Source organism: Sphingobium sp. ba1 (genome assembly GCF_000743655.1).
Classification (GTDB): domain Bacteria; phylum Pseudomonadota; class Alphaproteobacteria; order Sphingomonadales; family Sphingomonadaceae; genus Sphingobium.
Genome location: NZ_JPPQ01000069.1, coordinates 765,458 through 789,001 on the forward strand (window position 1 = coordinate 765,458; position 23,544 = coordinate 789,001).

Consider the following 23,544-nt stretch of genomic DNA (forward strand, 5'->3'; position numbering starts at 1 on the left):
CTCGGGACGAAGCTTGAGCGGCAATAGGGCACGTTAAGTAAGCGGACGAACGAAAGGTGACGAGAAAATGGTAACCGCGCCGGGTTTGCCGGAGGCTCCAACTCCTGAGAAGGTGGAGCCTGTATGAGCAAGACAACGAACAGGTTTGCGCCGTGCAGCAGGCCGAACGGCGGCTGGCACTTGCCGACCTGTCCTATCTGGCGGGCGTGACGGGACGCGCGAACTTCTCGACGACCAGCGCACCGTCTATGCCTTGCGACAGGGGATGCTTGGGCTGCGTCATGCCGAACTCGCCAGCGCAACCTTCCTCTATCGGGCACTCGGCGGCGCATCGTGATGAAAGGACAAGAGACAAAAATGGCTCGAAACCATGTGACCCTCCGCCCTACGGAGCCAACTGATTTCCCGGCCTTCAAACGCGACCTGCAGGCCGCCTTCGCGGTCGCAGCGGTCGAGGAGATGGGCGAACTACCGGACGGACCGATCCCGTCCGATGCTGATCTGGATCGCGCGCTGGCTGCACCGAATGCCGTCGTCCTGCACATCCTGAACGACGCCCGCGGGGTCGGTGGCGCGGTCGTGACGATCAACCGCAATACGCAGGCCAATTCCCTCGACCTTCTGTTCATCGCGGTCGGGAACCACGGACAGGGGCTCGGCAGGGCAGCATGGTCGGCGATCGAGGCGATGTTTCCAGACACTCGCAGCTGGGAAACCGTTACGCCGTATTTCGAGAAGCGGAACATCCATTTCTACGTCAACGTCTGCGGTTTCCACATCGTCGAATATTATCACGAACGGAATCCCGATCCCCATACGCCCAGCCCGACAGGACTACCGGACGACAGCGACATGTTCCGATTTTTAAAGCAGATGCGGTAGCAGACCAGGATCGCCGACCCGGAGCGATCGTCATCGCGACCTCGGCGCGTCCTGTATTGCCCCAAGCGTTTACCGCACTGGGCCAGCGCGATGATCAACGGGAGCGTGTTCGAAATGAGGACGCTGCCCGCGCGTCTCACCGTGGAACGGGCGCAATCGGGCTAGAATTGGCGCAGGCACTTGCCCGGCTGGGTGTGAGGGTCGCGTTCTTCGACCAATCCTAAACCATGGCCAAGCTGCGCTGCCCGCGCGTCCACAAGGCGCCAAGGCAATCATCGAACGCGATATCGATCTGCACCTGGGTGTCGATGCCATGCCCGAACCCTGCGAGCAGGATGTACGCATGCGCTGAAGCGGCAAGAGCAAGGGCAAAGCGGTCTTCGACCATGTGCTGATCGGCGCGGACTTGGTTGCCCCGGCGGGCGAGCATCTGGGCCACCTTCTGGCTTGGGCGATCGAGCAAAAGATGACCGCAACGCAGCTGCTCGAAATGCCCTTTCATCACCCGATGATCGAGGAAGGGTTCAAACAGGTGCTGCGTACCAGTTGCGCGGCCACCCCGATCGCGATCCCCGAAAACCAGGATGCAGGCTCGCCCGCAGGGCACGATACCTGCCGAAACGGGCGTCATTCGACCGTGGGAAGGCACACCTCGAACGTGCTGCCTTCCCCGGGCGCACTATGCTTCAGGCGGATGGTGCCGCCGTGCAGCTCGACCAGCTGCTTCACCAGCGCGAGCCCGATCCCGAGGCCATCCTGCTTGACCTTGCCGTTGACATCGGCCTGTTCGAAAATCCCGAAAATCCGGCCCTGCTGATCGGGCGCGATGCCGATGCCATTGTCGCTGACCTCGATCCAGGCTGTCCCGTCCTCGACCCGCGCAATCACCCGGATCTCGCCCGCTGCCGGCGTATATTTGGCGGCATTGCTGACCAGATTGCCGATGATCTGCGCCATGCGGGCATGGTCGGCGTCCACCCACACGGGCAGGGGCGAAAGCTCGACGTGCAGAGCGTGGCCCGCTTCGTCGATCGCCGGCCGGGATGTTTCGACCGCAAACGCCAGTATGTCGTTCAGGTCCACCCGCTCGCGCTGCAGCGATATCTTGCCTTGCTCGATCCGCGCGATATCGAGCAAATCCTCCACCAGCCGTGTCATGTGCGTCAGATAGCGACTCATAGAGGTACGGATTTCGCCCTCGACTGGTTGCCCTTTCTTTCGTTCAAGCATGATCAGCCCGGCGTTCAGCGCCATGATAGGGTTGCGCAGCTCATGCCCTAGAACGGCGAGAAACCGGTTCTTCTGGATGTCGGCCTGTTTGAGCGATTCGGTCAATGCGGCGAGTTCATCGCGCTGTGCTGCCAGCTGCCGGCGCTGGGTGTAGAGCTCGAGAAACACCCGCGCCTTGGACCGCAGGATATCGGCCTCGATCGGCTTTTGGATGAAGTCGACCGCTCCGGCCTCATAGCCCTTGAAGCGCCGCGTGCCGTCGCCCGCGCCTGCGGTGACGAAGATGATCGGGATGTGCCGTGAGCGTTCGCTGTTGCGCATGAACTCCGCCAGTTCGAAGCCATCCATGTCGGGCATCTGGACGTCGAGGAACGCCAGCGCATAGTCCTTGACCAGCAACAGCTCGAGCGCCTCCTCGCCGCTGCGCGCGGTGTCGCAGCTCAGCCCCTCGCGGCGCAGGAGCGCATTGAGCGCGATCAGGTTTTCCTCGAGATCATCGACCAGCAGGATGCGGACCGTTTCATCAGTCATCGTCATCACGCCGCCTCTTGCCGAAGATAGTGCACAATCTCGTCGATGCTTAGCGAGCGAGCCGTCGGGCAGGCCTCCAGCGCGGCCAGCGGCATCGTCGGCATTTCAGCGGTCGCCGGGTCCTGGACGATCACCGTTCCGCCCGCCGCACCGATCGCACGAAGACCCTGGGCGCCGTCATGGTTGGCACCGGTGAGGATGATGGCGGTCACATCCTGTCCCAGAGCATCGGCGGCCGTTTCGAAAAGCACATCGATCGCAGGGCGCGAATAATTGACAGGTTCATCGGAAGACAAGGCAATCGACATGTTTTTCTCTAGCAGCAAATGATAGCCCGGTGGCGCAAAATAGACCATTCCTGGGCGTAGCGTTTCCTTATCCTCAGCTTCCTTGACATCAAGGAGGCACCTTGCCCGCAACAAATCCACCAGGGGATTTTCATTGCGTTGAGGCACATGAAGGACAATCAGGATCGGGGAGGCGAAATGCGGCGGCAGCGCGGTCAGGATCAACGACAGCGCCTGCACCCCGCCTGCGGATGCACCAATGACGATCGCCCGCGTCATGGCCCGGTCCGCTGATAGATTTTTTCCTCGCGCACGAAGTCGCCAAAGGCAGTAGCGTGAGAGGAAAACCGCAGGCTCTCCTTCGACCCGAGCCCAAGAAAGCCTCGACGCGCGAGCGAATCGCGAAACAGCCCGACCGCGCGGTCCTGCAGTTCGCGGTCGAAATAGATCAGCACGTTGCGACAGGAGATCAGGTGCATCTCGCCAAACGCCGCATCTGTGACCAGGCTGTGATCGGAAAACACGACCTGGCTGCACAGCGATTTGTCGAACACTGCGCGCCCGTAATTGGCGGTGTAATAGTCCGATAGCGAGGAGCGCCCACCCGACTGCTGGTGGTTTTCAGTGAAGAGCCGAATCCGGTCGAGCGAATACACTCCAGCCTGCGCCGTTTTGAGCGCGGACGGATTGATGTCGGTGGCATAGAATAGCGTCTTCCTGGCTAGCCCTTCCTCATGGAGCAGGATGGCAAGCGAGTAGAGTTCCTCGCCATTGCTGCACCCTGCCACCCACACCTTGAGCGAGGGATAGGTCCGCAGATGCGGGATGACCTTCTCGCGCAATGCCCGGAAATAGGACGGATCGCGGAACATCTCGCTGACCTGCACCGTCAGAAAATCGAGCAAGCGAGGCAGCAAATTTGCGTCGCGCAGCACCGCAGCCTGGATTTCGGAGATGCTGTCATATCCCAGCTGCACACGCGCCTGCATCAGCCGACGCTTGATTGACGCGCGGGCATAGTGCCTGAAGTCATAATGATAATGCTGGTACAGCGCTTCCAGCAGCAGCTGGATCTCGATGTCCTCGATCGAGCCGGCCACTAGCGCGGCATCCATACCCGCACCAGCGACAGCAGCTTATCCACGTCGATGGGCTTGGCCATATAGTCGTTGGCACCTGCATCGAGGCAGTTCTGCTGGTCATCCGGCATCGCCTTGGCAGTGAGCATGATGACCGGCAGCTTGGCCCATTTCGGGTTTCTGCGTATCGCGCGCACCGCAGTCAGCCCGTCCATTACGGGCATCATCACATCCATAAGCACAAGGTCGATGGGTTTTTCGGTCCCGCCGGCGCCTACCTCCAGCATATCCAGCGCCTCTTGGCCGTTGCGCGCGATCTTGGCAATCACGCCGCGCGGTTCCAGAACACTGGTGAGCGAATATACGTTCCGCACGTCATCTTCGACGATCAGCACGTGTCGACCCTCCAGCGCGGCATCGCGATGCCGCGCCTTTTCAAGCATCCGACGCTGCTCGAGCGGCATGTCGGCAACGACCTGATGAAGGAAGAGCGATACTTCGTCGAGCAACCGTTCGGGCGACTTTGCACCCTTGATGATGATCGAGCTAGAATAGCGGCGCAGACGCTGCTCCTCCTCGCCCGTCAAATCGCGCCCGGTATAGATGATGACCGGCGGATAGGCGCGTTCTCTGTCCTGGCTCAGTTCTTCCAGCAGGGAAAAACCCGACGCATCGGGCAGCGCCAGATCGAGCACCATACAGTCGAACGGCTCGCTCCGCAGCAGTTCGAGGCAGCTGGCCACCGTGCCCACCCCCACGGTTTCAACATCCTGCGACTTGAGCAGTTCGGATACGGCATCACGCTGGACTTCGTTGTCCTCGACGATCAGCACCCGCCGCATCGAGGATGCGAGCTTCTGCTGCAGCCCGGCCAATACCTCGGCCAGCCGTTCGCGCTGGACCGGCTTTTCCAGATAGCCGATCGCCCCCAGCGCCAGTGCGGTCTGGCTCTGGTCGGCGCCGGATATCACATGAATCGGGATGTGCCGGGTCTCGTCCTGATGCTTGAGATGGTCAAGCACGGTCAGCCCCGACTGATCGGGCAGACCGATATCAAGCACGATCGCGTTGGGCTTGTAATCGCGCGCGATATCGATGGCTTCATGCGCAGTCCCGGCGACGATGCACTGGAAACCCAGCTCGTGCGACAGATCGCACACGATCGAAGCAAAGGTGGGATCGTCCTCGATCACCAGCAGCAGCCGCTTGGCGGTATCAAGTGCGTTGCGATCATCCTCAACCCCGGAAGGGCGAGGATTGGCCGCGGCACGGCGCTTGGCCGGTTGCGGGCTGGCGACCGCTGCCTGCGACGCGGCCCGCGCCTGTTCGCGCACGGGAACCTTGGTCGGATCGTACGTCGCAGGAATGGTCAACATGAACCGGCTGCCCGCGCCGACCTTGCTTTCCACCGTGATCGCGCCGCCAAGTAGCCGGGCAAGTTCGCGCGAAATCGACAGGCCCAAACCCGTCCCGCCATAGCGCCGACTGATCGAGCCGTCGGCCTGTTGGAACGCGTCAAAAATGCTGTCCTTCTGCTCTTGGGTAATGCCGATGCCCGTATCCGCGACCGTCAGCGTCACGGTGTTGTCGGCCGCCGACGCTACCGTCAGGCACACGCTGCCACGCTCGGTGAACTTGAGTGCATTTGACATCAGGTTCTTGAGAATCTGTTCCAGGCGCATGCGATCGGTGAGGAGTGTGCGCGGGCAATCGTCGGAGAGTTCCAACGCCAATGTCAGCGCCCGCTCGTCGGCGATGGGCTGGAAGACCTTCTGCAGATCGTTCAGCAGCCGGTCCACCGGCACCTCCGTCGGCTGGATTTCGATATGCCCCGCCTCGATCTTGGAAAGGTCGAGAATGTCGTTAATCAGGTTGAGCAGGTCGTTGCCCGAAGACTGGATCGTTTGTGCAAAACGCACCTGCTCGGGCGACAGATTGCCATCGACATTGTCGCCGAGCAGCTTCGACAGGATCAGCAGCGAGTTGAGTGGGGTGCGCAGCTCGTGGCTCATATTCGCTAGGAAGTCGGTCTTGTACTGACTCGCCTGTTCCAGTTCGCGCGCCTTGAGCTGCAAGGTGGCGCTGGCCCGCTCTAGCTCGTCGCGCTGGGTTTCCAGCGCCTGTGCCTGTTCTTCCAGTTGGCTGTTGGTCTGCTCGAGTTCGACCTGCTGCAACTCCAACCGCGCCTGCGATTCGCGCAGTGCGGCCCCCTGCTCTTCGAGCTCCTCGTTCGAAACCCGAAGTTCTTCGGACTGCGCCTGCAGCTCGCTGGCCTGATGCTGGGTTTCCTCGAGCGCATCCTGCAGGCGTTCGCGAAACCGGGCTGAGCGCAGCGCAATGCCGATGGCGCCGGACGCCTCATCGAGCAGTTCGAGCACCAAGGGATCAACGGTCTCGAAAAAGCCGAGCTCGATCACTGCATTGACCGTATCGTCGGACTTGGCCGGCGCGATGACCAGATGCTGCGGTGCGGAGCGCCCCAGCGACGAGCCGACCGTAAGGTAGCCCGGAGGGACATCGTTCAGGACCATGATGCGGCCATCGACCGCAACCTGCCCCATCAGCCCCTCGTTGAGCGCAAAATGGTCAGGGATTTCCGCATCACCGGGCACGCCTAGCATGCCGGCGCGCCGGAAACTGCCGCCTTCCCCCTTGAACAGCGCGCCCGCTGGACAGCCGGTCCGCTCGTGCAGGAAGGACAGGATGGAAGCGGCAAGCTCCGAAATGGTCTTGTCGCCCATCATTGCTTTGCCCAGATCAGCCTGCGCGGCCTGAAGCCACTGCTGGCGCTCGCGGCTGCGCGTGTTGCGCATGAACAGGATGAAAATGGCGATCGTCAGCCCGATGCCGCTAAGGCTGGCGATGACGGAACTGACAATCGCCGCCTGCGAGGCGGCTGCCATCTCGACGAGCCGGGTTTGGCGAATCCGCTGCTCCTCACGCGTCATGCGCGCGATCTGTTCGCGAATATCGTCCATGACATTCTTGCCGCGATCAGTGTTCAACGCGGCTATTGCAGCCTCGACACCGCCGACCCGACGCAACTTGATAACATCGGTCATGATCCGCATTCTGGCCATGACCCTGTTTTCCAGCGCGGCGAAGGTTTCCTTCTGAACGGGATTGGCGTGTGTCAGGCCATCGAGCTTGCGCAATTCGTCATCGGCACGTGCGATCCCCTCGGCATAAGGTTCAAGATAGACGTCCCGCCCCGTCAGCAGATATCCGCGCTGCCCGGTCTCGGCATCGAGCATGGCAGACAGCACATCGTCGAGCGTGGTGAGAACGCCGTGCGTGCGCCGGATTTCACGCTCGCTGGCGCGCACATTCTCGATGTTCAGATAGGCCACGGCTGCACTAATCACAAAAAAGGCGATCCCGACAACCAGCCCCACGACCGCCCATCTGCTGGCAACGCTATGTGCATGCGACGTAACGCTCGCTTTTTTCACTCTGTCTCTTCTTGCAAACCTTGGGGCCACCCTGCTTTGCCAAGAGTGGCGATGATGCACAAGACCGCAACTCCTGATGTCTGGATCGGCGTGCAAACGGGCCCCGACGCATATTTGATGACGCGAGCGGTCATGGTGCCCCGATCATCCTTGCATGGAGGATGTCGATCTTTCCGCGGCCATGCATCTGACGTTTGACGAGCTTGAGTTTGATGACTTGTACTTAAGTTTGGTCACATTCACCGGCTCTGCATGGAAAGCGGCGGCCAGTGGCCGCCCGTTTCACCTCGGGGCCGGGCGGGGGTAGGCCTGCGATGCGACGAAAATAATGGCTATGGACCAAAGTGCTCGGTGCACCGCAGATCGGGCGGCGGCTTTCCAGCAATTCACTGCGAACAAGGATGGTGGCACCCGCGGTACCTGCATCGGCACTGACAACCGCAAAGCCGAGTTGGACTGTCGATGATGGATGAAGTGCTGTGCATGAAGTAGCCCCCAAAATCGCCTGACAGGCCCTCACACTTATGGAAGTGTGATGCATATGCCTGACCGTATGACTGGAACATATGACCGCGTAGAGGTCATTACCTCGGTGCAGCGCCGTCGGCGCTGGACGCCCGAGGAGAAGATTCGCATCGTTGAGGAGACCTATTTGCCGGGGAACTCGGTGTCGCTGGTCGCCCGCCGCCATGGCATCGCGGGCAACCAGCTATTCACCTGGCGACGGCTGATGACTCAGGGCGCACTCACAGCCGCTGCGGCCGGCGAGGAAGTTGTGGCCGCATCCGACTACCGCGCGCTTGAGGCGCAAGTCCGCGAACTGCAGCGCCTGCTCGGCAAGAAGACGATGGAGAACGAACTGCTGCGCGAGGCTGTCTCCCGGGCCGCAGGCCCAAAAAAACAGCTGTTGCGCTCGACCTCGTGGCCCGAGGGTGGACGGTGAGCGCGGTTGCAAATGCCGTCGGCATGTCACGACCGCATCTCTCCGCAATGCAACGACCAGCAGAACGACGGCGTCGCGGGCGTCCGCCCTTGCCCGACGCCGAACTCGCCGCCGATATCCGCAGGCTGATCGCCGACCTGCCAACCTATGGCTATCGGCGCGTGCATGCCCTGCTGCGCCGCGAGGCGGAAAAAAACGGACGCGCAGCGCCCAATCCAAAGCGCGTCTACCGCGTCATGAAGCTGCATGGCTTACTGCTCCAGCGCCACGCCGGACGCCGCGAGGAACGCCGGCATGACGGCAAGATCGCCGTCGTCACCCGCAATACACGCTGGTGTTCGGACGGCCTCGAGATCGGCTGCGACAATGGCGAGAAGGTCCGCGTCGCCTTCGCCCTCGACTGCTGCGACCGGGAGGCGATGGGATATGTAGCCACTACCGGCGGCATCACCGCCGAGGACGTGCGCGACCTCATGGTTGCCACCGTCGAGCATCGCTTCGGCCAGGTGAACAAGCTGCCCCACACCATCGAATGGCTGACTGATAACGGCAGCTGCTACACTGCCCAAGATACAAGGCGCTTCGCGCGCGACATCGGCCTGGCACCACGCACCACGCCGGTCGAAAGTCCGCAGAGCAACGGAATGGCCGAGGCTTTCGTCCGGACCCTCAAACGAGACTACGCCCGCGTCAGCCCGCGACCCAACGCACAGGCCGTCATCGACCAGCTGCCAAAATGGCTCGACCACTATAATCGCGTGCATCCGCATCGCGCTCTCGGCTACAGATCGCCAAGAGAGTTTATCGAACGTTCAACCCGTGAGGAACTGTCCGGCCTTTAGCCTCTCTTATTCACCGGGCTGCTGCGTGATGGCTTAATCCGGGACGGGGTGGCAGGCTGAGGCGGCCAGCGCGAGTTGCCCTGTGGCGACTATTTCATCGCGTTTGGCCGAGAGGTTTGCGGGGTTTCTGGACAGGGTGGATCGATCTGCGGCCGCGCCGCGCCGTTCAGGTCGGCGCGGGTTTGAGGGCGCGGGCGATATGCTGGAAGATGTCGGCGTCGGGGCAAGCGCTGGCGAAGGCGATGCGGATGCGACTGGCGGTTTCGACGACGCGGGCGGCGACCTTGATGAGGCGGATGCGGATGGTGGCGAACTCGGCGTTCCTCAGCGCTGCGGTGGCGGGCACGGCCTGCCGCAGCTTCCACATCAGCCAATATGCGGCGGTGTGGAGGATGAGGCGCATCTGGTTGGCATTGGCCGATCGGCACGAGGTGCGATCGCTCTTCAACTGGGTCTTGTGGAGTTTGATGAGGTTTTCGGCCTGGCCACGAGCACAATAGAGCGTGTCGTAGATGTGCTCGGCGCTACCAAGCTCGATCGAGGTGACGACGAAGCGGATATCGAGGCCCATAGTGCTGGCTTCGATCCGCGCGACGACCCTGCGTTTGGTCGGCCCCCAGGATTTGGCGGCGTAGCAAGTCTCGGCATAACGGCGCAGCACGCCCAATCCCTGCAGCGCCCGGTCGGTGGCACAGGCATCGCCGCGATTGACGATGACGGGATCGGCATGGAGCGCCTTGTTGCCGGGCAGGCCGAACACATAGTCGATGCCGTTCGCCTCGCACCACGCCATGATCTCGGGGCGGCCGTAATGGCCATCACCGCGTAGCGTGATGCGGGTATTGGGCCAGTGGCGGCGGATGCGCCGGATCAGCCGACGCACATGGCCTGCCGTCTCGACCCCCGATGGGCTCTTGCCGGTGCGCAGCAGCATCGCCACCGGACGTCCAGTCGCGGTGTCATAAACATGGATCGGCAGGAAGCAGCGCTCGCCATAATGGCCGTTCCAGAAGGAGAGCTGCTGGCCGCCATGGACGACATCAACCGTCTCATCGATATCAAGCGTCACCGCGACCGGCGGCACGGGATAGCTCGCGCAGTAGAGATCAACGAGCGCGCCTGTCAGACGCACCAGTTCGCGCGTCGTCGGCGCATTCTCCCAGCGGCTCATCGTTGGCTGGCTTGCCAGGCCGATCACGCCGCCGGGCAGTTTGCCGAGCGCCAGCTTGAACCCAGGATCGTGACGCAAACTGTCGAGATCATCGGCATCCTCATAGCCGCAGGCGATCGCCAGCATGCGAGCGCGCAGGATGTCGTCGAGATCGTGGACGACGCGGCTCTGGTCGCGAGGGTCGCAAATGCAGGCGGCAAGCCGTTCCGCAATGCCAAGCTGTCGCTCGGCCTGCGCCAGCAGCAATACGCCACCATCGGATGTCAGCCGACCGCCGTCGAAGGCGGCGGTCATTTTCTTGCGGCAAATCGCTGGGAATGAGAAACCGAGGAGGCTATCATCTGCCATGGCGGTCGTGGCACTTTCTGTCCGGCGTAGAGGGATGATTTAAGCACTCTTTCTCTACTCCAGATCAGTAACTTACGCCACGTCCGCCAACCCCATCCCATGCCGCCGGTGAATAAGACGGGTTATGTCTACGGACAAGAAGCCCTGCTGGACGATCGTATGTCGTTACGTTCATCCGATGCGCCATTCGACTGGTTGGAAATTCCGCCTCGTGCTCGTGGGACGCTAAGTTTCATGACGATCTGTTTTTCGCAGCGCTGGTCAGCCTCACCAGGCGAAGCGGCGGCGGCTCAGGACAGAAGTCCAGACGAGATTGAAACATTCAGTGAGGATGATCGCAAGCGGTGGGCCATAATTCGCGGCGATAAGCGCAGCAATCGATCGGTTGGCGACGGCAGTGTCGCGCCATTAATTCGCCTGGGCTTGCTTGCGGCGCGCTCCGATCACGGCAACCGATACGTTCTCACGTCTGCCGGGATTGCTGCGGGCAAGGAGTATTGGCGTCGGTCCGATGCTGGTGATCCTACACTCCCAAGGGAAGGGATGCGGTGAAATCTACCCGAAGCATCTTGATCAAATCGCATTCCGGACTGCCGATTAGGACATGCCGATGCTCATGATCCACAGAATGGGCACGGAAGCGATCGGCGCCAGTGGCCACTCAAAGAGCTCCAGGAGTACTCGGCTGGCGACCCAGAAAACAGGGGGCGGGCGCCCTTCGGTAGAAATGAGATGAGTCGTACACCATCTTGCGATGGGTGCTGCAAAGCGCTTTCGAATTTCGACCAGGGGACATTTGCCGCTCCGCTGTTGCCCCCAGGCCATGCTGCCTTGAGGCACTATAATTGTGATGACGCGGGTCCGAGATTTTCCCGGATCAGGGAATGCGCGAGGCAAAACTCCGATTAAGACCGCGGAAATCTTGGAGAACGCCTGCGATTTTCAAAATTCGCGATGGCGCAGTTGCCACGATGTTCTATCATCGGACCATGGCGAAAAAGATTACCGACAATCAACTGATCGGCGAGTTGGGCGAGGCGGCAGTACGCAAGCGTTTCTTGTCTATGGGTTTCCAGTTTGACTCTCGTAGTCGGCTGGAGGCGGGCATTGACGGCTTGGCGGAAGTCATGATTGATGGCGAGCCGACCGCCCGCATGATTGCCGTGCAGATTAAGTCGACGCGGGGAGCGAAATACACGTCCGAAACCGACACCAGCTTCACATACCTATTGGACGTAAAGGACTTGGCCTACTGGAATACGTCCAATCTCCCGGTCATCGTCGTGATGTACCGGGAGAGTGACGATAGCCACTACTGGGCGCAGGTTCAGACCCAACCGGGGGTGGAGCAGCGCCGGCTCACATTTGACAAGACCTTGGATGTCCTGGACAAGTCCTCACTGGACCGTCTCGCCGCGCTGACGGTCCCCATCAATGGCTACGGCTATTACGTTCCGCCATTGGGCGGCGGTGAGACCGCGCTGGTTAATCTGTTGCCGATCAATCTGCCCACCGAGATATTCGTCGCGAGCACGCCCTTCGATCGCAAGAGCGCGCTCAAGGAAATGTACGATACGGGGGAAACGGCACGATACGACTGGGTGATCAAGGACGGCACGTTCTGGTCCTTCCACGACCCACGCGATGCGGTGACGGGCTCCTTCGTCGATCTCGATCAGGTAGACGCTATAGAAACCCGTATGATCGGGTATCATGAGGACATCGACGAACAGAACAATTTTGCGTTCTTATTACGTCAGACACTTCAGCACCAGATGCAAGACGATCTGGCTTGGGACAAAGGCAATCGGGTCTTCTACGTGAAGGCGTATGAGGACAGCCAACCGCGAACGTTCCATTATCAGTCGGCCAAGGTGAAAACGAAGGCCGATGTCGTGAACGTCACCATGAGTACAAAGGTGCCCGGCAAGGTTGGCTTCGTCAGGCATCATGCCTTCGCGCCTAAGTTCGAGTGCATGATGGATCAGTGGTTTCTCATGGTCAGCCCTACCTACCATTTCACGACGAACGGCTACACGCGTCACCCTTTTCCGGACGCGTTACTCTCAGGGAAGAAGCGTCTGGAGAACAACGCTGCGATTCGCGGCCAGGTGATCATGTGGCATCGCTTCCTTACCCAAAATGAGGGCGGTGCCACCGATCTGTTTGCCGAACCTGTCGCACCGACCGTAACCTTGCGCTTCGATCCTCCGCCGGAAATCGAACTGCCAACCACTGTGCCGGATGATGTCTGGGGCAAGCGAACCGCCACAGAGCAGGATGAAGGTAACACCTCGGGGTCGTTGTTCAATGAAGTTTGAGTGCCGGATATTTGATGAACCGCTGCTCGAATTTGGCGATCAGCATAGCCACCAGGACCCTCGTCTCGGGCTGACCGATGCTGGTCCGCTGCAGGCGCCGCTGGGCGACAAGATACGTTTGGGCGTGGTGGGAGACGCAAAGACGGTTCAGGGCTCGAAGGAGTTCTTTCTGGCGGCCGCAGGCGGGTTCGCATCTAAGGCGGAAAGCCATCCGAACATGAACCCGAACTTTCCGGGCTTGCACAATAACAATCCGTTCCGCTGCGGCTTCGAGGTCGATGACGACGCCTGCGGCGCCCTCACCAAGGCTCAGATCGATCGAATCATAAAGGAACCCAATCACGCAAAGGCGGTCGAGATGGCGGTTGATGCCATCATGGATATTCTTCAGACGATCGACGACAGTGGAAACCGCCCCGATGTCGCGGTGGTTGCTCTGCCAGTCGCGCTCATTGAGCGGGTTTGGAACGCGAAGACCGATGCCGACGGCACCACTGAGCAGGAGGATGCCGGCGGCTCGGATGCTCCTAATTTCCGGGGATTGCTCAAAGCCAGGGCGATGCCTCTCAATTTCCCGATCCAGATCATTTGGGAAGACGTCATCGACGAGAAGGCGAAGATTCCGCGGAAGGTGAAGGTCTCCAGTGATCGGAAGATTCAGGATCAGGCTGGGCGAACCTGGAACTTATTGACCACCCTCTACTACAAGGGTTCGGGGCGCATTCCGTGGCGCCGCCTGCCGAAGGAAGGCGAGTTTCGCGCCTGCTACATTGGCGTTAGCTTCTACCGTGATGTCAGCGGCCAGCAGCTTTGGACCAGCGCAGCCCAGATGTTCGACGAACGCGGCCGAGGGTTCATTCTGAAAGGCAAGCGCGCCCAGACAGAGACGCGCGGCCGTCATCCTTACATGACCGAGGCAGATGCCTATGAACTCGTGAAGGGGGCGTTGAAGGCCTATCGGGACCACCACAAACATCCGCCAGCCCGGGTCATCATTCTTAAGACATCGCGGTTCCGCGGCGAAGAGGCCGATGGCATCCTGCGTTCGCTGAATGAGGCGGAGACCGAGTACCGCGATCTGGTGTGGGTCCAAGAGTCCTATGACGCCAAGATCCTGCGAGATGGCGATTACCCGGTCCTGCGAGGCACGTTTGTCGAGCTAGATGGCAAGGGTCTGCTCTACACCAACGGCAGCATTCCCTATTATGGCACTTATCCAGGGTTGTATGTGCCCCGGCCACTGCTGCTTTGCCCGCACCCCAGCAGCGACAGCACGGTGGCGCAGATCGCAGAGGAGGTCTTCTCGCTGACGAAGATCAACTGGAATTCGACGCAGATGAACCAGCGACTGCCGGTCCCCATCCGGGCCGCCCGAAAGGTCGGTGAGGTGCTGAAGTACATGGCCGAAGGCCAAGTGGTTAGCCCCGATTATCGGCGATACATCTAACGGTCACGGGTCGATTTAGGACAGAGTCACAGTGGTTTATCAACAGGTCCTAGGATCGATCATGGCTGGGCGGAGACATAAGCGAACTCAGCCAAGGGTGAAACCGCATTGAAGCGATGGATCACGGCCATCCGCTAGGGTCTGTTCCCGAACGGGTTCAAAACAAGAGGAAGTGGAATGTCCCAAAGCCCTATGTGGATCGCGACCAGAGAAGGTCAGGACTGGCTCGACGAGGACGTGCTCGCCGCCATTGACTGGCTAACCTCCATGGTGTCGGCTGCCGACTGGGAAGCCCGAATGGGCCGCGTCCGAGCCATGTTTGCGCCAGCCCGCGACCAGTGGCCGTCCGGTGCCAGGCCGCCGCTCTACGATCCCGGTGACCTCATCGCTTGGTATGTCTTCCAAGCCAATGCCTACGCGTCAGATCGCGCCAATCTGGTAGAGCAAGAAGCGTATCGCATCGCCCCGGTCTTTCGACGGCTCGGCCAGCTGCTTCCTTCCCTGAAGCTCGTGATCGGCGTCGAGAATCGCGTCAGGCGGATGATGATCGATAACCGGACAGTGCCCGATGACGCGCTGTACGAGTTGCTGGTCGCAGGCGCCTATGCCTCGCGCGGCTGGAGCAGCGTCAAGTTCGTTCCCGAGGATTCAACTCGGCGAACGCCAGACCTGCATGTGAGCCATGAGGGGATTGAGTGGGCAGTCGAATGCACGCGCACAGGGCGGTCCGACTATATGGCGCAGGAGCGCGCGGCCGGCGATCGGCTAGCGCAGCTAGCGCTGGAGGAAACTGAATGTAGGGTGACTTCGATCTCGGTCGAGGTGATCTTCGAAGCTGAGCTGGCAAACTTGCCTGAGAGATATCTGGCCGACCGTGTCGCAACCTTTCTGGAGGGTGGCACTGGGGAATGGCGTGATGAATCGGGATATGGCTGGATCAAGCGCGCGGACTTGCGGTCTTTACGCGCCGTCCTTCGTCACGACGACATCATATTTGGCGCTAGCCGGATGATCGAATTGCTGATGGGCCAATACATACATGCGGTCGATTACCGGATGGCAGGGGCATGGACCCCGGCGCCCGGACGCCCCTTCCACGCCACCGCCGTGGCGCGCGCGAGCGTGGTGGGCTGGGTAAGCGCATCTGAGGAAGCCGCACGGCGCAAGGCAACGCACTTTCGAGCGCTGGTGGCTGACAAATCGGGCCAACTTAACGACCGGCCGGGCGTTCTTCATGTCGGCTACGAGACAACCGGCGGCAATGCCGTCGAAGGTCTTCGCCACCAGTTCAATTTGGAGCAGATGGAGACGTTCGAGCCGCGCGGAAGCACGCTCGAATGGGTCTATGGCAACTACATGCTGCCCGAGCATGTCACGGCCAGAATGGAATCCGCAGCCTTGACCGAAACCACCGCGATTTACCCAATCAAAGGTCATCAGAACCCTCAGCCCCTTCCGAACCACATGCTGTTTCTCGATGACGAGGGAACGCCGGGGCATCATTTTCCTCGCTGAGGAGGCGCATGCCAGCATCAACGAGGCGCAAGTCCGCTTGATGCGTGAGCGAATGGCCGTCTCTTGTACTACCGTATCGATCGATGAGCGACCGCGACAGAACCATGTTGCAGCCTGGCGGGCCGCTGTTGGACGGACGGCAGGTTACGGCACAACCTGCAGTTCCCTAGCCGGCGGGTGAAGGGCTTGAGTTGGTCTCGACCTGCCGGGAAAGCGAAAGGTCTGCACCTGGGGAGCGGAATTCGGCAGCTGAACGGCAACAAGGGGTCGATCCTGTCTGATGCCGATCAATTACGAAATGCTTGGCCCACTCCGACCGCGCCCGATCGACCAGGTGATTCCATCACCCCGTACCAGACCGGACACGGTTTTTCCGACCTGCCGTTCCAGCGCGGGACGCCACGGCACCAGCGTGAAATCCCGGGCGCGCTCGATGACGGCGAACCGCCCGCTGACGAGATCGACCGAACGGCGATAGACGCCCTCAATCCGGGCGCCCTCGGCAGCCTCCCGGAATTGCATATTCACCTCGGCGGCGAACTGGCCTGCCACCCGCAGCAGTTCGCGCCGCTGGAGCGCCGCGATCATACCGCTCGAGAACGTCGGGCTGCCCGCAGTTTCTTCCGCGAATCCCTGCGCCACCAGCCACTGCCGACGACGCGCCTGGGCATCGCGCAGATCGTGGCCGAACCCGGCATCGCGGATGGATACGGGTGCGCCCGAAACAAGCTCCCGGTCGATCCAGGTCGCAGCATCGGCATCGACCAGTCGGTCGAGCGGCTGCGCCGACAACATGGTGATTGTAACCGGACGGTCCCGCAGACGATCCGTCTCATACACGGCTACACGATCGAGATGGTCGGGTGCGATGATCCAGCGCCCGGACGGCTCGCGCTCGACGATGCCCGATAGCCGTCGCATCGCCTCGAGCCGCCGGACATGGGTTTCAGCGAAGGCTTGGGTGGCGGTCGGATCATGGCGAAGATGGGCATCCACATCGTATCGTCCATCATTGGCGGCGGCGACCGCGGCGATGGTCCTATCCGCCTCCCGCAATGTCGGGCTGACCGGATCGATCCGCACGATCGCATCAGGCGGCAAGCTGACGTCGGTTTCCGTGCCCCCTTCAGCGAAGCTCAGAACAGGCTTGCCGATTGCCACATAATGGCTGCGCCCATCCACGCCGTCGACGATCAGATAATGGCGATCGGCGTGCTCATCGGCGAGCCCGCGCGCCAGCACGCGGCCGACCAGCGGGCGGGCATCGGGCGCGGTCGGATCGTAGATCGCCTGATCGGCCGGTGCTCGGGCAATCGCGGCGCGCGAAAATTCGCGCTGCATCGTGCGGATGATGTCGCCCCGTTCGCCCAATGCGCGCAGCGTGTCGGCAAGGTCGGGCGCGAGCCGGAAGCGCCCGGCACCGAGGGGCTCGGCCAGGCCCAGGCGCGACAGCTTCGCCAGTCGGCCGACGCGCAGTGTCTGGTCGAACGCATCGCGACCGTTGGTTGCCACAACCCGCGTAGCGTCCGCTCCCTTGAGCAAGGCCCGGTCGATCGAGGTCAGGCGCTCCTGCTCGACTTCGCCACGCAGCGCCTGCGCGATCTCACGGTCCGTGCGCGGGCCAAGATCGAGATCGACCAGCTCGGCGGCGCGCTCGCGGATGCCCGTCGTCATATAGTCGCGGGCGATGACGAGATCGGCTCCGCAATCATCCCTACCGCGCACCACGATATGGGTGTGCGGATGGCCGGTGTTGAAATGGTCGACAGCAACCCAGTCGAGCTTCGTCCCGAGATCCTCTTCCATCCGGTTCATCAGCCGGCGGGTCAGGGGTTTGAGATCCTCATATTGGTCGCCGTTCTCGGGCGAGACGATGAAGCGGAACTGGTGGCGATCGCCTGAGCCCCGCTCGCCGAACGCCTTGCCGTCGATGGCGTCGGCATCGCGCCCGTATAGCGCGCCGCGTTCGCCCTCGCGCGTGGTGCCGTCGCGCTGGAGATAGCGCAGGTGCGCGGCGGCGACCGATACGCCCTTGCCGGCGAGCTTGACGATGCTCGCCTTGACGATGACCCGACGACCGTTCGAGGCCGCAGGGCCACCGCGGCTGGCAAGCATCCGCCCGACACCCGCGCCGCGCCCTATCCGGGTGCCTAAGAACGACCCTCGTGCGAGGCCTGGCGCAGCGCTACCGCTGCGCGCGAGATTGGCGGCGGCGAGGACGCGGCCGAGATAGCGCCGGGCGCGCTTGCCACCTTGCTGGCGCTGGCGCCCAAGGCGCGGCTCAAAGCTGTCGTCGTCGGCCATTGTCCTGATTCCGGGGTGTGGAACGGCGAGCATGCCGCGCAACCGATGTTATGAAAACCGGTGCCGACGAACATGGCGGAATGCCGACCTTCCGGCGTGGAACGGCACTGGTGCCGAGAGTACAGTGTCGGTGCCGGCTCCAAAAAATGATGTGCAGACAAGGGCTTATGGCGCACAAGTGCCATAGCTTTATCTTGCCTTACGCCGCCCTTCCGCTTGAACCGCTCCTGTCGCCTATTTCCGCTATCCCGCTGCCCGCCCATGTCGCCCGAGCCGAGGCAAAAAAGAGCCGGGACACGATGCCTGTCCAGCACCCTGTCCCGGCGTTTCCGATGCCCTGATCAATGCGTGGCAGCGAATGCTTCGCGTGCCCGGAGTTCGCTCCCGAAGCTGCGCCGCCCCATCAATCCCTGCGCGTTGCCATCGCCATCGACGATGCTCACCGCGACGAACCAGCGGCCATCCAACCGCCCGATAATCGCCACCCGATCGAGTTCGAAACCCTCCTCATCCTGTGCTTGATACGCACCGAGCCAGCGCTCCGACAACCTCGCATCCCACAGGAAATCGCTCTCCTCGGCCTCTAGGAACCGCTGTGCCAGCGCCTCACCTGCGCCCCGTCCGAACTCGATTTCGAGTCCTGCCACGAGCGTCGCCACCACGCGGTCCGACGCCGCACCAATGGGTTGAAACATGGTCATGATCGCCTCCTTCGCTTGAAATCCTCCTCATCGAGGACAGACCTCCGAAGACGGGTGGCGGAGCGGCTGTCAGGGCCGCTGGAGGCGCAGCCGAAAGCGCCGCGCAGCGGCGGCGGAGGAACCGATTTTGTTGCACAGGAACAAACAGACTCGGCTGCGCAGCAGCCTCCGGCTCGCGGCAAAATTGGAGGGGCCGCCGGCCTTGCACAGCCGCTTCGCCGCCCGTCATGCTGGGCCTTGCCGAGACGAACCCCTCCAACGTCCGAGATCGCGCGATGCCCTCGCAGCCCACACCCTTCGACGCTGCGGCCTATGCTGGCTCAACGGGGTGCGCGGATCGCGAACAGCGTATCGGACGGCTTGTCTGGCGCGCGTGCTGGTGATGGAGTGATGGGTTCGTGGCTGGCGCGAAGGGCGATGAACAATGCTGGTGGCGGTTGCTGCGAGCGGGATTGCGATGGACCCGATGGCGTACCCGACACTTGTGCGAGATAGGCGCGCGTCTCGGTCGGCAACGCACGGCCTGATGCAAGATGCGCGGCATAGCGGCCGGGACCGGCATTGTAGGCGGCAAACAATCCAGGATAGCCGAAGCGGTCATGCATCGCGCGCAGATAGGCCGTGCCTGCGAGAATATTGTCGCGTGGATCATGGGGATTGCCCCCCAGGCCGTGCGCCGCGCGCATCGCCGTCCACGTCGCTGGCATCAGCTGCATAAGACCCATCGCGCCCGCGTGGGAAGTGATCGGTCGCCCGCCAAGCATGGTCTGGCCACCGCTTTCGGCGCGCATCACCCGTTCGATCCACGCGACCGGCACGCCGAACCGCGCGGACGCCTCGGCGATCTCTACTCGCCAGCGATCGAGTGGATCGGCAGCGGCAGGGGTCGCGACGAACAGCGCGACTGCGAGCGCGAGTGTCCTCAGCGCAACCACAGCGGGGTCGCCTTGCCAATGATATCCTGCGCCAGCGTTGCCCCGAAATAACGCCCGTCGAACGAGTTCGGGGTCCCGGTCATGAGCAGGAAGACCATTCCCGGCCGCAGCCGGATGCACCCCTGCCACGCGGCCAAATCGCGGCCTTCCGCATCGGCGGCGCGGCGGATGGCTACCGGCCTTCCGTTCAGCGTCACAACGCGATCCACCGCGCAGATTCTATCCCCGGCCATGCCGACGACGCGCTTCACCAGCGGCACGTTGGATGGCAGATAGCGGCGGCGTGCAGCCAATTGCCGCGCTTGGGTCGGCAGCCAGGCAATCACCATGTCACCACGCTGGAGCGCTGCACCGGGCGACACGGCATAGAGTCCGACGGGCGCGCTGGCGCTGGCGTTCCAGACGAGCCGGGGCAGCGGCGGCAGCGCGATCGTGAGGCCGAGAGAGGCGATGCCGACACCGATCAGCGCAGCGCGGCGGCGCAGCCGCAGGCGGCGGACATGGGCGGCGCGCCGGACCTCCAACCATGCGAACAGTGGCAGCGGGCGATCACGAATCCGGCGCTCAACCATGGTCGCCTCCGCGCGCGCGGGCTGCCGACCACGTCTCGATATCGTCGATATGATAGCGCCAGGTGCGCCCGTGCAGGCGGCATGTCGGCCCCTTGCCTGTCTGGCGCAGGCGCTTGAGCGTCGAGTAGGCAAGGCCAAGATGAAAGGCCGCCTGCTTGGCGGTGAGGAAGGGGCAGGTTTCGCGCGCGGCCTGCGCACGTGTCGCGGTATCGTCCATGATGAAGGTCCATCTGCGCCGATGCACCCTGCGTCGGCTGAGAGGTGCAGACTGGATCGATCCGGCCGCCTTCGGCAGGGTCGCAAATCGACCCATGCGATTGCGACCTCCCTGTTTTGGGACCGGGGTTTCGGGCTGGCGGCGATGCCCCGCGCCCATTTCGGGCGCGGGGCGGTTCGCTCAGTCGGCCGGGTTCCAGATGATCGCGAAGGCGTCGTCATCGTCTTGGCCCGCAGCGCGGCCGAGATTGGCGTAGAGTCGGCGCGGACCGAATTCGGGGGCGGCGAGCGACAGCGACACATAGTCCTTGCCGCTCATTTCGCCGCGCCGGATCCATCCCGCTCCAACCTCGACGCCTGCTGCCGACACGCGATAGTCGGGCTGGGTGTCGCCGGACTTGCGGGTGTTGGGAATGATCTCGATGTCGGTGCGGATCGAGAGCGTCTTGAGCTGGCCCTTGAAGCCGTTTCCATCGCGGGTGACATAACCGATGGCTGGCATTGTTCGTCTCCTTGAAAAGTCGCCCCGAACCGTTTTCGGGCGATGGGCGGACCGGAGGGACGGTCACAGCAGGCCCGCGAACCGGCAGGCCGGAGCGGCAGCGGAGGACCGGAGCAGAAGGCTTATTTGAGAGCGCAGCGACCGCAAGGAGCCCGCGCCCACCCCACGCGGCATGCCGCGTGGGGTGGGCGCGGGCGGGGAAATAAGCCGCGCGGCGATGGTTTCGCGGGACTGCGGCCGTCCCAGGTCATGCGCCCGAGGAGCCGGAAACGGTGCGGGACACGGCAGTGGTAACGACGACAATGCCGCCGGTTCATCCCTCGCGATGGATCGGTCTTGGACTGCACGGACGCACCACCGCGCTATCGGTTCGACCGTCCAAACGCACGCACGGCGACGCTCCCGCCATCACCGTTGGTGTGGCCGATGACAGCCGGTCAGAGCTTCGGCTCCGGGGTAAAAGGCGATAGAAGCGAGCGACATGTCGATGACCATCCCCCGCCTTCCGACAGGCCGCGCCACGCTGCTACGGATTGCCGCCGCGCCGCCGGGCCAGAGGCGCGTCGGCCAGGCACAAGATGGCGATACCCTCCGGCGGGAGAGCGGCCTGGCGCTCGCATCACCGGGATCGACGCCGCCGAAAACCCACGCGGGACAGACCAGATGCAGGTCTGAAATCGCTCTCGCACGATCCGCGAAGGCGCGCGCCAGGATGCTGTTCGACGGCCGGACTGTCATCATGCGAGTCGGGCGCTGCTACAACCGCACGGTTGCGCGGATGACGCTGGCCGGTCGCGATGTCGGGTCCGAACGGGTGGTGACCGGCGTCGCGCGCTGGCAGCATAAGCCTGACTGGCGCGCGCACGCTGATGAGGACAAGGGAATAGCCGCGCCCCGGCCAGCGCTAGCAGGCCGGGGCGCGGCCGATATTCAGGGCATCAGCCGCAGCGGCGGAACCGCGAAATCCCCCGCCGCGAAGTGGGCGAGGATCGCCTCGTAGCTGCCGAGACGCTCGACGGTGCAACGGCCGATCAGTATATAATCATCCTCGTCGGCAGCATAGGACTGTACCTCGCCCGCGCCGGTGAACACGACGCGCTCGGCGCCCCATTGACCGGATTGAAGGGAGTCGCGCGCCTCCCTTCAACGCCCGACCAGCGTGTGAATGGCAGGCCATGCTCGACACACCAGCTTTCGAGGTACTCGAACCGGCCCCAGGCCACTTCATGCGCCGTGAGTTCAAGCGGCACGCCCTCGCGAAACATCGAGAGCGTGAAGGGTTCGCCGTCCCATTCGGCGGACAGTCCCTCTGCTTGAACGAGAGTGGCAAGGTCGGGCAGCAGGGATCGCGGCAGGGTGCCGCCGATGGTGATGCTCGCGGATGTGCGGTCGGCCATGATGGTCTCCTTTCCCGCGCGCCCGAGCCCATCAGGGCGAGGGCGCGCGGCCAAATTTTCGTGAATGAAAAGGATGCGGGCGGCGGTTTCCCGCCGCCCGCAGGGGATCAGGCGGCGAGGCGGTCGGCCTCGCCTTCGTTGAAGGGAGGCACGGGACTCCCTTCGACCGGCACGGCCATTATCGCACCGGGCGCGGCCGGATCAGGCTCGTCGTCGCCCGGCAACCGCCGCTTGATCTCGCGCGCGGCTTGCGCTTTGGCATGGGCCGCAACGGTGCCGACGCCGCCACGCGCCGTATAGGCGGCGGGCGGGAACGCCATCCAGCGCGGCACCCAGCTTTCGCGCCGGTCGCGCCCATTGGTGCCGTCCAGATGATCGCGGACGATGCGTTTCAGGGTCTTGGTCTTTTCTTGCCGGTTGGCGCTGGCTACGGTTTCGCCCGCCACTTCGGCGACGATCCGGGTCAGCACTTCCCGGTCGCGGACAAGCGAGAAAAAGGCGTCGTCGGCCTGCCAACAGCGGGCCATATCGACGCCGATCTCCATGCCCACCGCCTCGACGGCGGCACTGCCGGACGCCAGCGTTTCGCCCATGACAATGGCGATCACCTCCATGACGACCGCATCGGGAAGGTCGAGCAGCCGCTGGAGGATGCCGACGACACCCTGCTGGGAGTCGCGCGCCTCCCAAGCAGCGTCGCCCCCTGTTTCTATGCTGCCGCCGGTCACAGTCGGTTCCTCAGGCGAGAAGCCGAGAACCGCCAGCACGGCGCGGCGGCGCTCGTCGAAATCCGCCTCGGCTTGGCTGTTGTCGAGGCTGTCGCGCACCTCGTCGTTGCGGGTGAATTGCGGCTCGGGCGTGACGCGCCA

General features: G+C 62.7%; 21 protein-coding genes and 1 pseudogene. 8 read left to right on the plus strand and 14 right to left on the minus strand.

All coding sequences use genetic code 11. The annotated features are described in order from the left end of the window. Nucleotides 1–145: 145 nt before the first annotated feature. Complete coding sequence (locus tag IL54_RS24005) at nucleotides 146–337, plus strand: hypothetical protein (RefSeq protein ID WP_156106149.1); 192 nt, start codon at nucleotides 146–148, stop codon at nucleotides 335–337. Further along, nucleotides 337–882: a hypothetical protein gene (locus tag IL54_RS25310; RefSeq protein WP_237748804.1), complete on the plus strand. Its 546-nt coding sequence runs from the start codon at nucleotides 337–339 to the stop codon at nucleotides 880–882. The genes IL54_RS24005 and IL54_RS25310 overlap by 1 nt, the downstream gene beginning before the upstream one ends. Nucleotides 883–1,102: 220 nt before the next feature. On the opposite strand, the gene IL54_RS06680 is transcribed toward IL54_RS25310, so the two are convergent. Genes IL54_RS06680 through IL54_RS06700 form a run of 5 tightly spaced genes read right to left on the minus strand, consistent with a single transcriptional unit; the run spans nucleotide 1,103 to nucleotide 7,404 of the window. Then, a complete protein-coding gene (locus IL54_RS06680; RefSeq protein ID WP_037474214.1) occupies nucleotides 1,103–1,513 on the minus strand; it encodes a hypothetical protein in 411 nt (136 codons plus the stop codon). Next, a complete protein-coding gene (locus IL54_RS06685; protein ID WP_037474216.1) occupies nucleotides 1,510–2,649 on the minus strand; it encodes a hybrid sensor histidine kinase/response regulator in 1,140 nt (379 codons plus the stop codon). Before IL54_RS06685 ends, IL54_RS06680 begins: the two co-directional genes overlap by 4 nt. Then, nucleotides 2,649–3,209, minus strand: a complete 561-nt coding sequence (locus IL54_RS06690) for a chemotaxis protein CheB (RefSeq protein ID WP_037474218.1) — start codon at nucleotides 3,207–3,209, stop codon at nucleotides 2,649–2,651. The genes IL54_RS06685 and IL54_RS06690 overlap by 1 nt, the downstream gene beginning before the upstream one ends. Beyond that, nucleotides 3,206–4,045, minus strand: coding sequence for a CheR family methyltransferase (locus IL54_RS06695; protein WP_037474220.1), 840 nt, complete (start codon nucleotides 4,043–4,045; stop codon nucleotides 3,206–3,208). Before IL54_RS06695 ends, IL54_RS06690 begins: the two co-directional genes overlap by 4 nt. After that, nucleotides 4,030–7,404 carry a response regulator gene (locus tag IL54_RS06700; protein WP_037474222.1) on the minus strand — a complete coding sequence of 1,125 codons (3,375 nt, stop codon included), beginning with the start codon at nucleotides 7,402–7,404 and terminating at the stop codon, nucleotides 4,030–4,032. The genes IL54_RS06695 and IL54_RS06700 overlap by 16 nt, the downstream gene beginning before the upstream one ends. A 610-nt stretch (nucleotides 7,405–8,014) precedes the next feature. Between IL54_RS06700 and IL54_RS23645 the strand changes: the two genes are divergently transcribed. Further along, nucleotides 8,015–9,246 (plus strand): IS3 family transposase gene (locus IL54_RS23645; RefSeq protein ID WP_197716492.1). Its coding sequence is split into 2 segments (ribosomal slippage): nucleotides 8,015–8,351 and nucleotides 8,351–9,246, totalling 1,233 coding nucleotides; the frame shifts between segments, so codons are not numbered across the junction. 166 nt (nucleotides 9,247–9,412) lie between these two features. Here the strand turns inward: IL54_RS23645 and IL54_RS06715 are convergent. Continuing rightward, nucleotides 9,413–10,765: an IS1380 family transposase gene (locus IL54_RS06715; protein ID WP_037472266.1), complete on the minus strand. Its 1,353-nt coding sequence runs from the start codon at nucleotides 10,763–10,765 to the stop codon at nucleotides 9,413–9,415. 108 nt (nucleotides 10,766–10,873) lie between these two features. Here IL54_RS06715 and IL54_RS24015 point away from each other — a divergent pair, with 108 nt between their 5' ends. From IL54_RS24015 to IL54_RS06730, 4 genes are all read left to right on the plus strand, one after another. Further along, complete coding sequence (locus IL54_RS24015; RefSeq protein WP_156106151.1) at nucleotides 10,874–11,317, plus strand: hypothetical protein; 444 nt, start codon at nucleotides 10,874–10,876, stop codon at nucleotides 11,315–11,317. Nucleotides 11,318–11,754: 437 nt separating this feature from the next. Beyond that, complete coding sequence (locus IL54_RS06720; protein ID WP_037477996.1) at nucleotides 11,755–13,086, plus strand: DUF4365 domain-containing protein; 1,332 nt, start codon at nucleotides 11,755–11,757, stop codon at nucleotides 13,084–13,086. Next, nucleotides 13,076–14,533 (plus strand): argonaute/piwi family protein, encoded by a 1,458-nt coding sequence (locus IL54_RS06725; RefSeq protein ID WP_037474223.1) that lies wholly within the window; start codon nucleotides 13,076–13,078, stop codon nucleotides 14,531–14,533. The genes IL54_RS06720 and IL54_RS06725 overlap by 11 nt, the downstream gene beginning before the upstream one ends. 177 nt (nucleotides 14,534–14,710) lie before the next feature. After that, a complete protein-coding gene (locus IL54_RS06730) occupies nucleotides 14,711–16,048 on the plus strand; it encodes a hypothetical protein (RefSeq protein WP_037474225.1) in 1,338 nt (445 codons plus the stop codon). 291 nt (nucleotides 16,049–16,339) lie between these two features. Here IL54_RS06730 and rlxS read toward each other — a convergent pair whose 3' ends face one another. The 6 genes from rlxS to IL54_RS06760 form a co-directional block, all read right to left on the minus strand. Next, a complete protein-coding gene (gene rlxS / locus IL54_RS06735; protein WP_037474226.1) occupies nucleotides 16,340–18,352 on the minus strand; it encodes a relaxase/mobilization nuclease RlxS in 2,013 nt (670 codons plus the stop codon). Between the two features lie 341 nt (nucleotides 18,353–18,693). Continuing rightward, nucleotides 18,694–19,053: a hypothetical protein gene (locus IL54_RS06740; RefSeq protein ID WP_037474228.1), complete on the minus strand. Its 360-nt coding sequence runs from the start codon at nucleotides 19,051–19,053 to the stop codon at nucleotides 18,694–18,696. A gap of 320 nt (nucleotides 19,054–19,373) precedes the next feature. Next, entirely contained in the window at nucleotides 19,374–19,988 is a 615-nt protein-coding gene (locus IL54_RS06745) for a lytic transglycosylase domain-containing protein (protein ID WP_037474229.1), read from the minus strand. Beyond that, nucleotides 19,976–20,560, minus strand: a complete 585-nt coding sequence (locus IL54_RS06750) for a S26 family signal peptidase (RefSeq protein WP_037474230.1) — start codon at nucleotides 20,558–20,560, stop codon at nucleotides 19,976–19,978. The genes IL54_RS06745 and IL54_RS06750 overlap by 13 nt, the downstream gene beginning before the upstream one ends. Then, nucleotides 20,553–20,777, minus strand: coding sequence for a helix-turn-helix transcriptional regulator (locus IL54_RS06755; RefSeq protein WP_037474231.1), 225 nt, complete (start codon nucleotides 20,775–20,777; stop codon nucleotides 20,553–20,555). Before IL54_RS06755 ends, IL54_RS06750 begins: the two co-directional genes overlap by 8 nt. A gap of 180 nt (nucleotides 20,778–20,957) precedes the next feature. Continuing rightward, nucleotides 20,958–21,278 carry a DUF736 domain-containing protein gene (locus IL54_RS06760; RefSeq protein ID WP_037474232.1) on the minus strand — a complete coding sequence of 107 codons (321 nt, stop codon included), beginning with the start codon at nucleotides 21,276–21,278 and terminating at the stop codon, nucleotides 20,958–20,960. A 712-nt stretch (nucleotides 21,279–21,990) separates the two neighbouring features. Between IL54_RS06760 and IL54_RS24595 the strand changes: the two genes are divergently transcribed. Continuing rightward, a complete protein-coding gene (locus IL54_RS24595; protein ID WP_162182197.1) occupies nucleotides 21,991–22,278 on the plus strand; it encodes a hypothetical protein in 288 nt (95 codons plus the stop codon). Nucleotides 22,279–22,309: 31 nt separating this feature from the next. Here IL54_RS24595 and IL54_RS06770 read toward each other — a convergent pair whose 3' ends face one another. Both IL54_RS06770 and IL54_RS06775 read right to left on the minus strand, forming a co-directional pair. After that, complete coding sequence (locus IL54_RS06770; RefSeq protein WP_237748805.1) at nucleotides 22,310–22,675, minus strand: hypothetical protein; 366 nt, start codon at nucleotides 22,673–22,675, stop codon at nucleotides 22,310–22,312. 107 nt (nucleotides 22,676–22,782) lie between these two features. Further along, nucleotides 22,783–23,544: pseudogene (locus IL54_RS06775) on the minus strand (chromosome partitioning protein ParB); the annotation flags it as partial.